Origin of the sequence: Kitasatospora sp. NPDC056273 (assembly GCF_042268845.1) — a bacterium.
Taxonomy (GTDB): Bacteria; Actinomycetota; Actinomycetes; order Streptomycetales; family Streptomycetaceae; genus Kitasatospora.
Genome location: NZ_JBHJSJ010000004.1, coordinates 222,534 through 234,569, shown reverse-complemented (window position 1 = coordinate 234,569; position 12,036 = coordinate 222,534). Strand labels below are relative to the sequence as shown.

Sequence of the window (12,036 nt, the reverse complement as noted above, 5' to 3'; positions counted from 1 at the left end):
CATGGACGACAGACAGGGAACAGGCATGGACGAGAAGCGGGTCGCCGTGGTCACCGGGGCCTCCTCCGGAATCGGGCGCGCGATCGCCGCGCGCTTCGCCCGGCAGGGCGTGCGGGTGCTGGCCACCGGCCGCGACGGCAGGAGGCTCGCCGACCTGGCGGCCGAGTCGGACCAGGCCCCGGGGGCGGTCCGGCCCTTCCCGGGCGACGTGACGACGCCCGGGCACGCGCGGGACCTGCTGGCCGCGGCCGCGGCGGAGTGGGAGGCGGCGAGTATCTTCGTCGCCTGCGCCGGGCACGGCCTGCCGGGCACCGTGCTCGGCTCGGACCCCACCCGCTGGGAGCGGCTGATCGAGGTCAACGTCCTCGCCGTCCTCCACCAGCTCCGGGACGCCGCGGCCGAGTTCGTGCGGCAGGCGGAGCTGGACGGGGGGCGGCGGGTCCGCGACATCGTGGTCATCGGCTCGACCGTCGGACGGCAGGTCTCGGCCGCGAACCCGGTGTACGGGTCGACCAAGTTCGCCGTCCACTCGCTGGTCGAGGCGCTGCGCCAGGAGGTCTGCGCCCACAACGTCCGGGTGACCCTGATCGAGCCCGGTTTCGTCCGCTCGGGCTTCCAGGACGCCGCCGGCTACGACAGCGCGTGGTTCGAGGCGGTCGCCGCCGAGAGCGGGCCGCTGCTGACCCCGGAGGACGTCGCGTCGGTCGTCGAGTTCGCTGTCGGCCGCCCGACCCACGTGCACCTCGACGACATCCGGCTCCGCCCCACCCGTCAGAAGGTCTGAGTGCCCCGCGCCACCCGGAGGAGCACGCCGCGGAGGCTTCCGCGCTGAGGCCGTCCGCCCGGCGGGCTCCGTCCGACCGACATGACGAGGAGGAACGTTGTCACAGCTCAGGCCGGTCGCCGTACTGGTCGACGCCTACACCTCCGGCGGCTACCTGCCACCGGAGTTCACCGCCCTGGGTGCGGACCTGGTGCACGTCCAGAGCACCCCCGGGCTGATGCCCTCCATGCCCGCCCCGGACCTGACCGTCTACCGGGCGAACATCGTCCACGAGGACCTCGACCGGACGGTGGCGGAGCTGGCACGGTACGCACCGGTGTGCGTGCTCGCCGGACAGGAGCCGGGCGTGCTGCTCGCGGACCGGCTGTCGGAGCGGCTGGGCCTGGCGACCAACGGGACGGAGCTCTCCGAGGCCCGCCGGAACAAGTACCGGATGATCGAGGTGCTCCGCGCCGCCGGCCTGCACTGCGCCGACCAGTTCAAGAGCGGCGACCCGCAGGCCCTGGTGGACTGGGCGCAGCGTGCCGGGCGCTACCCGGTGGTCGTCAAGCCGCTCGACTCCGCCGCCGGCGACGGGGTCGTCGTCTGCGCCGACGCCGAGCAGGTGCGGTCCGCGGCGAAGGCCGTCCTGGACACCGAGACGATCTACGGCTCGCCCAACCGCGAGGCGCTCGTCCAGTCCTACCTGGAGGGGACGGAGTACGTCGTCGACATGGTCTCCCACGAGGGCCGGCGCTACGTGTGCGGCGTGTGGGAGTACCAGAAGCGCCTGCTGCCCTCGGGCCGCAACATCTACGACCGCGAGCGCCTGCTGTCGCCGGCCGAGCCGCCGGCGGCCGAGCTGACCGACTACGTGGACCGGGCGCTCGCCGCGCTGGGGGTCCGCCACGGGCCGAGCCACGCCGAGGTGATCGTCACCGCCGACGGGCCGGCGCTGGTGGAGGTCGGCTCGCGGATCGCCGGGAACATGCACCCCGGGTTCCACGACCGCTGCACCGGCGCCAACCAGGCGACGCTCAGCGCGCTCGCGTACCTGCGGCCCGAACGGTTCGCCGCCGAGTACGCGGGCCGCGGCTACCACAAGTTCGAGGAGGCCGTCTGCTGCACGACCTCCACCACGCTGTCGGGCGTGGTCGAGAGCGTCGACGAGCGGGCGGTGCGGCGGATCGCCGGGCTGGAGAGCGTGTTCGGCCTGAACCTGAAGCTCGGGCCCGGGGACCGGATCCGGCCGACCGTCGACCTCTACTCCAGCACGCTCAGGATCTTCCAGTGCGCCGGGACCGCGGACGCGATCCACCGCGACCACCGGCGCATCGAGGAGCTCAAGGACCAGGTCTACCGGTTGTCCGACACAGAGTCAGGTGAGAGATGAGCACCGTCGTCGTCGCTGTCGTCCCGGGCGCGGCCGTCGGCCCCGCCGCCATCGCCGCGGCGGTCCGGGCCCGCGGCCTCCGCCCGGTCTTCGTGGCCGTCGCCGGCGCCCTGGGGGCGCCGGAGCGGGCGGCGTACGAGGGGTTCGGGCCGGTCGTCGAGTGCGAGCCCGACGCGCCGGAGCCGGCGCTGGCCCTGCTGCGTCCCCACCGGCCCTGCGGCATCACCACGTTCAGCGAGCCGCTGGTCCCGCTGACCGCGCGGCTCGGCGACGGCCTGGGGCTGCTGTTCCACGAGGCCGAGACGGTCACCCTGCTCACCGACAAGCGGGCGCAGCGCGGACGGCTGGCGCGGGCCGGTGTGGACGCCGTCCGGTCGATCCCGGTGACGAGCCGGGAGGAGGCCCTGGCGGCGGTACGGGACCTGGCCGGTCCGGTGGTCGTCAAGCCGGTCCACAGCCACAGCAGCCGCGACACCCACCTGGTGGCGGACGCCGAGGGCTACCCCGCGGAGCTGACGCCCACCGCCGAGCGCCCGTTCGTGGTCGAGGAGTACCTGCGCGGCCGGGACGAGGGCGACTTCGGCGACTACGTGTCCGTGGAGTCGCTCGTCGCCGACGACGCGGTCCACACGCTCGGCGTCACCGGCAAGTTCCCGCTGCTCGACCCGTTCCGCGAGCAGGGCCAGTTCTTCCCCTCCCAGCTGTCCCCCGCCGAGAGCGGCGAGGTGGCCCGGCTGGCCACCGAGGCGGCCCGCGCCCTCGGCATCCGGCGGGGCCTGGTGCACACCGAGATCAAGCTCACCGCGCGGGGCCCGCGGATCATCGAGGTCAACGGGCGGCTCGGCGCCTTCATCGCCGACCTGCACCGGCGGACCACCGGCCTGGACCTGCTGGAGCTGGGCATCGCGGTGGCCTGCGGACAGCCGGTCGAACCGTCGGCACCCGCCCCCGGGGACGTCGCCTTCCAGTACTGGAACCTGCCGCCGCTGGCCGGCGGCGCGCTCCGCCGGGTGGACGGGGTGCGGGAGGCCGAACGGGAGCCGGGCCTCGTCGACTACGTCACCCGGGTGCCGGTCGGCAGCGAACTCGAACCGAGCGTGATGACGATGCGGCTGGACTTCCTGCGCGGCGGCGCGGCGGACCACGCGGCGATGCTCCGGGCCCTGGACCGCTGCCTGGCCCCGCTGCGGTTCACCTTCGGGCAGCCGGACGGCACGGCCCGTACCTGGCAGGCCTCCCGGGGCGGGCTGTGCTCGCCCGCGTAGCGGCGGCGGCCCGGGTCAGGCCGCCCGAGCGGACCGGTGCGCTGCTCTCGGCCACCCTCGTGCTGTCCGTCGGCAAGGGGGCCTTCCTCGCCACCGTGATGGTCTACCTGCTGCAGATCGTCGGGCTGACGCCGCTGCTCGCGACGGCCGGCCTGACGCTCTGGGGGGCGGCCTCGGCGGCGGTGGCGGTCCCGACCGGCCTGCTCGTCGACCGGGGCCGGGGCCGCGCCGTCGGCAGCGTCGCCGCCGTCTGCGCGGCGCTGCTGGTCCCGCTCTCGGCCCGGGTCCACACGCCGTGGGCCCTGCTGCTCGTGCTCTGCGTGGCCGGGGGCTTCGACAGCGCGGGCAACGTGGTCCGCCGCGCGATGCTGGCCGGCGCCGGAGGCGACAGCGTCAAGGCGCTCGCCTGGGCGCGCACCGTCACCAACATCGGGTTCGCCCTCGGCGCGCTGTGCTCCGTACGGCTGCTGGCCTCCCGTTCGCCGTCCGCCTACGAGACCGCCTACCTGCTGATCGGCGGCGGCTACCTCGTCATGGCGGCGTGCTTCGCCACCACCTCGCTCGGCGCCGGCCGGCGCGGCTCCCCCTCCGTCCGCGCACCGGGGGTGGTCGGCGCGCGGAGTCTGCGCACCGGCGGCGCACTGGCCGCGGCGACGGGGATCCTGACGGTCCACACGACGCTGCTCAGCACCGTGCTGCCGCTCTGGGTCACCCGGCACGCCTCGGTGCCGGTGTCCGTGCTGGGCTGGCTGGTGATGCTCAACTCGCTGATCGCCGTGGGCGGTCAGCTGGCCGTGAGCAGGCGCGCGGCGACGCGCGAGGGAGCGCTGCGCTGCTTCCGGAACTCCGCGGTGTGGACCGCGGGTTGCTGCCTGCTGCTCGGCCTGGTCCGGTTCGCGCCGACCGGCTGGCAGGTGGTCCTGCTCGTCGCGGCCACGATCGCGCTGACCGGCGGCGAACTGCTGGAGGCCGCGGGCGAGTGGGGCCTGTCCGCCGTGCTCGCGGCGGCCGACGAGCACGGCTTCTACCAGAGCGCCTGCGTCCTCGGCGAGACCACCCAGGGCGCCGCCGGCCCACTGCTCGTCGCCGGCCTGGTCACCGCCGCGCCGGTCGCGGGCTGGATCGTCCTGGTGGCGGTGCTCGGAGCCGGCCGGTACATCGCCGGGTTCACCACGCCGCCACCCCACAAAGCCATCGCCATCGACTCATGACACGTCTCAGGACACACGGAATCGGGAGCGGACGATGAAAGGCTCACCCAGCGTCAACCACCCGCGTTTTCGGGCCGTCACCAACTGGATCTTCCTGCGCGGTGCGGGCGGCGAGGGCCGCCCGCGGATCATCCCCCCGCGCACGGTCTTTCCCGAGGTACGCGCCCTGGAGGCCGTCTACCCCGCCGTCCGGGCGGAGGTGGACGCGCTCCTGAGCCGCACGAGCATCCCGACCTACGGGAACTTCGACCCCGTGCGCGCGGCCCAGGTCTCGGAGGACTGGCGCCTCTACTACGCCTACATGTACGGCCGGCCCAACGAGCTGGCCAGGAAGGACTGCCCGGCGCTGCTCGACTTCGCGATGTCCACGCCCAACGTGGTCAACGCGTTCATCTCGATCCTGGACCCGGGCGTCGGCCTGCCGGCCCACCGGGACCCGTACGCCGGTGTGCTGCGCTACCACCTCGGCCTGCGGATCCCGAAGGACAACCCGCCGCGGATCAGGCTCGACCGCGACTACTACACCTGGCGGGAGGGCGAGGGAACGGTCCTGGACGTCTCGTTCGAGCACGAGGTGGAGAACCACAGCGACGAGCCCAGGGTCATCGTGATCGTCGACTTCCGCCGCCCGATGGGGCCGTTCGCCGATCTGCTCAACCGGTACTGCCTGCGCCTGAAGCAGAAGTGGGCCCCGCAGTTCGTCGAGGCCTCGAAGTACGACGTGATGCACAGCTGAGCGGCCGCGGTGCCGCGTGGGTGCGGGGCGTCGGCCTGGCCGGCGCCCCGCACCCGTGTGCCCCGGCGGGCGGGGTGCTCAGCCCGACGGGCGGTGCAGGGCGGCGAGGAAGGCCGCGCCCGCGGGGAGCAGCGGCGGCAGCGGGGCGGCGGCCGGGTGCCAGGGCGCCTCGTACTCCCAGCAGACCCAGGTGTCGGGCGGCAGCAGGCGCAGGCAGTCGGCGATCGGCAGGACGCCGGCGCCCAGCGGGAGCGGGGTGCGGTCGTGCGGGCCGGCGATGTCCTTGACCTGGACGTGGCCGAGGTACGGGGCGAGCGCCGCGTGGGTCCCGGCCGGGGTCTCGCCGGCCAGGTGGGTGTGCATCAGGTCCCACAGGGCGCCGACGGCCGGGTGGGCGACCCGGGCCAGCAGCCCGGCCACCGCCCGGCCGCCCCGGTGGGAGTCGTGGGTCTCGACGAGCACCCGCACGCCCAGCCGCCGGGCCTCCTCCGCGACCTCCGCGAGCCGCCGGACGGCCCGGTCGTCGGCCTCGGCGCGCGGGCCGTCGCCGCCGCGCGGGAAGACCCGCAGGCCGGCCGCGCCCAGGTCGGCGGCGAGCCGCAGGTGGGCGCGGAGCGCGTCGGTCACCGGGCGGTCCGGCCCGGGGGCGGCGACGCCGACGTAGGAGGCGAGCGCGAGCGGGGTGAGGCCGCGGGCGCGCAGGACGCGGGCGGCGCTGCGGCACTCCCCCGGGGTCATCGCCGGGTGGACGGACTCGCCCTCGGCGCAGCGCAGTTCGAGCCCCTCCCAGCCGTGCTCGGCGGCGAGCCGGGCGGCCCCGGCCAGCGGGAGCCCGGGGAGGCCGAGCGTGGAGAGGGCGAGCGGCACGGCGGCTCCGTCGTTCGTCGGGCGCCCCGGGCAGGGCAGGGCGGGCAGGGCGGGCAGGGCGACCCGCGCGGGCGAGGAGGGCAGGGCGGGCCGGGCCAAGGATATATTCAAGCTGAGACAAAGTCCTGACCGTCCGGGCCCGGCCCGGTCCGAGGAGCGCGCGATGCCCCCGAGCCGTACCCCCGCCACCGCCACGACGCAGACCGTCGCCCAGGTGAACCAGACCGTCCTGCTGGAGGTGCTGCGGCGGCACGGCACGCTGTCCCGGCAGCGGCTGGCCGCCGAGAGCGGGCTGAGCACCGCGACCGTGCACCGGCTGGTGGAGGTGCTGCGGGCCGAGGGGCTGGTGGAGGTGGAGACGGAGCGGGCGCCGTCCAGCGGCGGCCGGCCGCCGCAGCTGATCCGGTACAACGCCCGCGCGCAGACCGTGCTGGCGATCGCGGTGCGCCCGCGCCGGATCGTCGGCGTGGTGGCCGCGCTGGACGGCACGGTGCTGCACGAGGCCGAGCACCACTGGGCGTTCCCCGGCCCGGACCGGCCGCGGGAGATCGCCGCCGACGAGCTGACCGGCCCGCTGCTCGCGCTGGTGGACGGCCTGCGGGACTGGGCCGGGCGGCACGCGGGCGCCCCCCGCGCCCTCGTCGTGGGCGTGCCCGGGGTGGTCCGGGACCGCACCGGGCTGGTCGAGTTCGCGCCCGCGCTGGACTGGCCCGGGCTGCGGCTGGGGGTGCTGCTCCAGGAGCGCTACGGCGTCCCGGTGGCGGTCGAGAGCAATGTCAACCTGGTCGCGCTGGCCGTGCGGGAGTCGCCCGCCGCGGCCGGGGTGGGCGACCTGGCGGCCGTCGTGGTGGGCATCGAGGTCGGCGCCGGGATCGTGCTGGACGGCCGGCTGCACCGCGGCCGGCTGGGCGCGGCCGGGGCGCTGGGCCACCTGATGGCCGGGCACGCGGCGCTGGACCGGCCGCTCGGGCGGACCGGCGACACCCAGGCGAGGATCGGCGACCACGCGGTGGACCGGCGGATCACCGAGGCCGGTCTGACGGTGTCCGGCACCCCGGCCGAGCGGGTGGCGGGGCTGTTCCGGCTGGGGCGCGAGGGCGACCCGGCGGCGGTGCGGCTGATCGGCGAGCTCACCGACGACCTGGCGCTGCTGGTGGCCAACCTGAGCACGGTGCTGGCGCCGGAGCTGATCGCCCTCGGCGGGCGGCTGTTCTGGGAGAGCGGGGGCGAGCTGCCGGCCGCGATCGAGAGCCGGCTGCAGGGGCGGGTGCCGGTCCTGCCGCGCCTGGTGGTCGTGCACAGCACCACCACCGAGCTGGTCGGCGCGGCCGCGGCGGCGGTCCGGCTCGCGGACGGGGCGACGTTCATCACCCGCTGAGGACCGGGGCCGACCAGCCCTACCGCCTCCTCCCACTATTTCTCACTGTGATAGAAACTCCTTGTGCGTCAGCGACCCGAGGAGAACCGGATGCCCACCGCCGCCTTCGCGATGGACCCGGAGCGCTTCCCCGACGTCTACGGCCCGCGGGCCCGCGCCCGGGTCGCCGCCCGGGCCGAGGTGCTGGCCGACCCGGCCTCGCCCGACGGGGTGTGGAGCGCCGAGCGGCTGGCCGCCGCCGCGCCGGAGGCGCTGCGGGCCGTCGAGGTGCTGTTCACCGGCTGGGGCGGGCCCGTCCTGGACGCCGACGCCCTGGCCCGGCTCCCCCGCCTGCGGCTGGTGCTCTACGCGGCCGGCTCGGTGCGCCGGATCGCCGGGGAGGCGTTCTGGGCGGCGGGCGTCCCGATCGTCACCGCCGCCCACGCCAACGCCGTCCCGGTCGCGGAGTTCGCCGTGGCCCAGATCGTCTACGCCCTCAAGGGCGGCTGGCGCCACGTCCTCGACGCCCGGGCCGCCCGCGCCGCCGTCCCGGCCGCCCGCACCCCGGGCGGGTACGGCTCCACGGTCGGCGTCCTGTCGCTCGGCGCGGCCGGGCGCCTGGTCTGCGAGATGCTGCGCGGCTACGACGTCGAGGTCCTCGCGCACGACCCGTACGCCCCGGTGCCGCCCGGGGTGCGCGCCGTCGGCCTGGACGAACTCTTCGCCGCCGCCGACGTGGTGAGCGTGCACACCCCGCTGCTCCCGGCGACCCGCGGCCTCGTCGACCGGCGGCTGCTGACCTCGATGAAGCCCGGCGCCACCCTCGTCAACACCGCGCGCGGAGCCGTCCTGGACGAGCCCGCGCTGCTGGCCGTCCTCGCCGAACGCCCGGACCTCTTCGCCGTGCTGGACGTCACCGACCCCGAGCCGCCGCTGCCCGGCTCACCGCTGTTCACCCTGCCCAACGTGGTCGTCACCCCGCACCTGGCGGGCAGCCGGGGGCTGGAGCGCCGCCGCCTCGGCGACCTGGTCGTCGGCGAGTTCGAGCGCTGGCTGGACGGGGCCCCGCTGCGCCGGGCGCTCGACCCGCACACCTACGAACGGATGGCCTGACCCGTGCCGGATCCACAGAGCCCCGACGTCGTCCTGATCCTGACGGACCAGCAGACCGCCGACGCGATGGGCGCCGCCGGGAACCCGTACCTGCGCACCCCCGCGATGGACGCGCTGGCCGACGCCGGCACCCGCTACCCCAACGCCTACTGCGCCCAGCCGCTCTGCACCCCCTCCCGGGCCAGCCTGATGACCGGCCGCCTGCCCAGCACCGTCGGCGTCACCGGCAACACCGGCGGCCCCGAGGACCCGCTGCTCGGGCGCCTGTTCACCGAGGCCGGGTACGACTGCGGCTACGGCGGCAAGTGGCACCTGCCGGAGCTCGACCTGCCCGCCGACCGGGGCTTCCGCCGGATCCACCCGGCGGGCGGGGACGACGCCGGACTCGCCCGCGCCGCCGCCGGGTTCGTCCGCGCGCCGCGCGAGCGGCCGTTCCTGCTGGTCGCCTCCTTCCTGGAGCCGCACGGCATCTGCGAGTGGGCCCGCGGCCAGGACCCGCGCACCGGCCCGCTCCCGCCCGCGCCGCCCGTCCCCGAACTCCCGCCGCTGCCCGCCAACTTCCCGGTCGGGCCGTACGATCCGGCGCTGCCCCGGCTGGCCCGGCTGGCCCAGCCGCACACCCACCCGACGGAGCACTGGCGGGAGGACGACTGGCGCCGCTACCGGCACGCCTACTACGCCCTGGTGGAGCGGGTGGACCGGCACATCGGCCTGCTGCTGGCCGCGCTGGCGGAGCGCGGCGGCGACCGGGAGACCGTGGTGGTGTTCAGCTCCGACCACGGCGACGGCGCGGGCGCCCACCGCTGGAACCAGAAGTGGGCCCTGTACGAGGAGTGCGTGCGGGTGCCCCTGGTGGTCACCGGCCCCGGGGTGGCCGCCGGCGCGGTCGACGAGCGGCTGGTCGCGGCCGGGCTGGACCTCATCCCGACGCTCTGCGACCTGGCCGGGATCGAGGGGCCGGACGGGCTGCCCGGCCGCAGCGTCCGCGCGCCGCGGCCGCACGACAGCGTGGTGGTCGAGACCCGCTGGGAGATCCCCGGCTTCGACAACGCCCTGGGCCGGATGGTCCGCGCCGGGCGGCACAAGTACGTCTGCTACGCCTGGGGCGACCACCGGGAGCAGCTCTTCGACCTCGCCGCCGACCCCGGCGAGCTGGTCAACCTCGCGGTCGACGCCCGGCACGCGGCGCTGCTCGACCGCTTCCGGGGCCTGCTGGCCGGGCACTGCGCCGAGGTCGCCGACCCGTTCGCGCGCTTCGTGCCGCACGCCGCGCGCTGACGCGAAAGGGGCCGGCCCGCCCGGGCCGGCCCCTTCCCTCGCGGTCGTTACGGCCGGACGGCGATCAGCTCGCGCCCGCGCAGCGTGTAGAGCACGCCGTGCTCGTCCGCGGCCAGCCTGGCGCCGCTGTACCACTCGGCGTCCAGCCCGACCAGCACGGTGGCGGCCAGGGTGTCGCGGTCCAGCCGGAACAGGCTGCGCTCGCTGACCCCGTACAGGGCCCCGCCGAGCGCCAGCAGGCGCGGGTTGGCGCCGGACACCGCCCCCAGGTCGGCGCGCCGCCCGATCACCGGCACGAACCCGGCCCGCCGCGAGCCGCACAGGTCGACGGTGAACGCCCGGCCGTTCACGGTCAGGCCGTACAGGGTGTTCCCGAGCACGGCGAGGCTGCTGACGCCCGCGCCGAGGTCGGTCGCGGTGCGCCACAGCTCGCGGCCGGCCACCGGGTCCCAGGCGGCCAGGTCGCCGCGCGGGCCGGTGGGCCGGGCGTTGTCGCCGCCGAGGAAGGCCTGGCCGTGCCCGGCGGCGACGGCGCGCACCAGCTGCTCGGGGCCGAGCGGGTCGGTGTGCACGGTGGGCCGGCCGCTGCCCGGGCGGTAGGTGACGAAGGAGCCGCCGCCGGTGGTGTCGGCCTGGACGCCGAGCAGCAGCAGGCCGCTGTCCGGGTCCCGGCGGATCACCTGCGGCCGGTTCTGCTCCTGCGGCAGCGCGGCCTCCTTGACGGGTGCCGGGTCGCTTCCCGGCCGGTAGCGCCAGATGCCCTGCGAGGAGTAGACGCCCAGGTAGAGGGTGCCGTCGTCGAGGACCACGGTGTCCTTGGCCTCGCCCGGCACCGGGAGCTTGCGGACGGTCCCGGCGGCCAGGTCGTGCAGGGCGAGCGAGCCGTTGCCGCCGACGTAGACCCGCCCGGCGCGGGCCGCGACCGACATGCCGAGCTGGGCGGCGGCGGGGGCGCCCGCCTCGACCAGGTCCCGGGTGGCGACGGCCCCGGTGCCGAGGTCGAGGGTCCAGACGGTGCCGCCCTCGGTGACGCCCGCCAGGGTGTCGCCGAGCCGGCCGAGGCCCCAGGAGTTGCCGTCCGGCACCGGCACGGCGAGCTGGTCGAGCGCGCCGGTGGCGAGGTCGTGGCGCCACAGCACGCCGTGCTCGGTGGAGGTGAACCAGAGGGTGTCCCCCCGGCGCTGGAAGTTGGTGACGCTCTTGGTGCCGGGGACGGCGAAGGAGCGCAGCACCCGGTGGTCGACCGGGTCCAGCAGCGCCACGTGGGCGGGCGCGCCCTCGGTGGACACCGCCAGCAGGTCGTCGCCGAGGACGGTGATCCGGCGGACGATCGTGTCGCCGCGCAGGTCGGTCGGGGTGATGTCGCTGACGGCGCCGGTGGCCCGCTCGACGGCGTACAGGCCGGCCCGGGTCGCCCCGCCGCCGCCCGCGAGGTTGCTGCCGACGCCGAGGTAGGCGTGGGTCGCGGTGGCCGCGACGGCCCGGCCCTGGGTGGCGTTCGGCGCCGGGGAGGCGACCTCGGTGACGGCGCCGGTGGCCGGGCTCCAGGCGTAGAGGCCGGGACCGGCGGCCCGGCCCTTCTGCCGTCCGGTCGCGTAGACCGTCCCGTCGGGCGCGACGGCCACGTCCCGGACGTCGGCGCCGGGGACGCTGCCGAGCGCGGTGAGGGTGCCGTCGTAGCGGTAGAGGTTGGCCGCGCCCGGGGCGTCGGTGACGCCGAGGTGGAGCACGCCGCCATGGGCAGCCGAGCCCTGGACGAAGTTGCCGGTGGGCAGTTCGACGGTGGCGGTGACCCGGCCGGTCGGCAGGTGGTAGCCGATCACCCGGGCGGGGGCGAGGTTGCGCGAGCCGATCCACAGGGTGTCGTCGACCAGTGTGGCGCTCATCAGGGGGAAGTCGCTGTTCCCGGGGCCGAGTCCGGTCACCTCGGGCTCGCGGGCCGCGGGCGCGGCGGGGGCCGCCACGGCGGCGGGCGGGCCGAGCACCGAGAGCGCGGCCACCGCGCCGGTGCCGAGCAGGAGTTGGCGGCGGGAGGGGTTCACGGCAGGCATGG

10 protein-coding genes are annotated in these 12,036 nt (G+C 76.2%); 8 read left to right on the top strand and 2 right to left on the bottom strand.

The window, feature by feature from the left end; translation table 11 throughout:
* Position 1: 1 nt before the first annotated feature.
* From ACFCY1_RS05585 to ACFCY1_RS05565, 5 genes are all read left to right on the top strand, one after another.
* Complete coding sequence (locus tag ACFCY1_RS05585) at positions 2–784, top strand: SDR family oxidoreductase (protein ID WP_375873634.1); 783 nt, start codon at positions 2–4, stop codon at positions 782–784.
* 97 nt (positions 785–881) lie between these two features.
* Positions 882–2,156 (top strand): ATP-grasp domain-containing protein, encoded by a 1,275-nt coding sequence (locus tag ACFCY1_RS05580; RefSeq protein ID WP_049650440.1) that lies wholly within the window; start codon positions 882–884, stop codon positions 2,154–2,156.
* Positions 2,153–3,421 carry an ATP-grasp domain-containing protein gene (locus tag ACFCY1_RS05575; protein WP_375873633.1) on the top strand — a complete coding sequence of 423 codons (1,269 nt, stop codon included), beginning with the start codon at positions 2,153–2,155 and terminating at the stop codon, positions 3,419–3,421. Before ACFCY1_RS05580 ends, ACFCY1_RS05575 begins: the two co-directional genes overlap by 4 nt.
* On the top strand, positions 3,406–4,632 hold the full coding sequence (locus ACFCY1_RS05570; RefSeq protein ID WP_074003740.1) for an MFS transporter: 1,227 nt from the start codon (positions 3,406–3,408) through the stop codon (positions 4,630–4,632). Before ACFCY1_RS05575 ends, ACFCY1_RS05570 begins: the two co-directional genes overlap by 16 nt.
* A gap of 34 nt (positions 4,633–4,666) precedes the next feature.
* Entirely contained in the window at positions 4,667–5,368 is a 702-nt protein-coding gene (locus tag ACFCY1_RS05565) for an aspartyl/asparaginyl beta-hydroxylase domain-containing protein (protein ID WP_375873632.1), read from the top strand.
* 78 nt (positions 5,369–5,446) lie between these two features.
* Here ACFCY1_RS05565 and ACFCY1_RS05560 read toward each other — a convergent pair whose 3' ends face one another.
* A complete protein-coding gene (locus tag ACFCY1_RS05560) occupies positions 5,447–6,235 on the bottom strand; it encodes a sugar phosphate isomerase/epimerase family protein (RefSeq protein WP_375873688.1) in 789 nt (262 codons plus the stop codon).
* A 163-nt stretch (positions 6,236–6,398) separates the two neighbouring features.
* On the opposite strand from ACFCY1_RS05560, the gene ACFCY1_RS05555 reads away from it, so the two are divergent.
* The 3 genes from ACFCY1_RS05555 to ACFCY1_RS05545 all read left to right on the top strand — a co-directional run bounded on the left by ACFCY1_RS05555 (position 6,399) and on the right by ACFCY1_RS05545 (position 9,983).
* The gene (locus ACFCY1_RS05555) at positions 6,399–7,613 is read left to right on the top strand and encodes an ROK family transcriptional regulator (RefSeq protein ID WP_049656563.1); all 1,215 of its coding nucleotides are present in this window, start codon (positions 6,399–6,401) and stop codon (positions 7,611–7,613) included.
* 90 nt (positions 7,614–7,703) lie between these two features.
* Positions 7,704–8,705: a hydroxyacid dehydrogenase gene (locus ACFCY1_RS05550; protein ID WP_375873631.1), complete on the top strand. Its 1,002-nt coding sequence runs from the start codon at positions 7,704–7,706 to the stop codon at positions 8,703–8,705.
* Positions 8,706–8,708: 3 nt separating this feature from the next.
* Entirely contained in the window at positions 8,709–9,983 is a 1,275-nt protein-coding gene (locus tag ACFCY1_RS05545) for a sulfatase (RefSeq protein WP_375873630.1), read from the top strand.
* 47 nt (positions 9,984–10,030) lie between these two features.
* Here ACFCY1_RS05545 and ACFCY1_RS05540 read toward each other — a convergent pair whose 3' ends face one another.
* Positions 10,031–12,034, bottom strand: coding sequence for a hypothetical protein (locus tag ACFCY1_RS05540; RefSeq protein ID WP_375873629.1), 2,004 nt, complete (start codon positions 12,032–12,034; stop codon positions 10,031–10,033).
* Between the last annotated feature and the right edge of the window lie 2 nt (positions 12,035–12,036).

Coding starts and splice junctions, on each gene's coding strand:
- ACFCY1_RS05585 (WP_375873634.1), top strand. CDS start 2: ATGGACGACAGACAGGGAACAGGCATGGACGAGAAGCGGGTCGCCGTG.
- ACFCY1_RS05575 (WP_375873633.1), top strand. CDS start 2,153: ATGAGCACCGTCGTCGTCGCTGTCGTCCCGGGCGCGGCCGTCGGCCCC.
- ACFCY1_RS05565 (WP_375873632.1), top strand. CDS start 4,667: ATGAAAGGCTCACCCAGCGTCAACCACCCGCGTTTTCGGGCCGTCACC.
- ACFCY1_RS05555 (WP_049656563.1), top strand. CDS start 6,399: ATGCCCCCGAGCCGTACCCCCGCCACCGCCACGACGCAGACCGTCGCC.
- ACFCY1_RS05550 (WP_375873631.1), top strand. CDS start 7,704: ATGCCCACCGCCGCCTTCGCGATGGACCCGGAGCGCTTCCCCGACGTC.
- ACFCY1_RS05540 (WP_375873629.1), bottom strand. CDS start 12,034: ATGCCTGCCGTGAACCCCTCCCGCCGCCAACTCCTGCTCGGCACCGGC.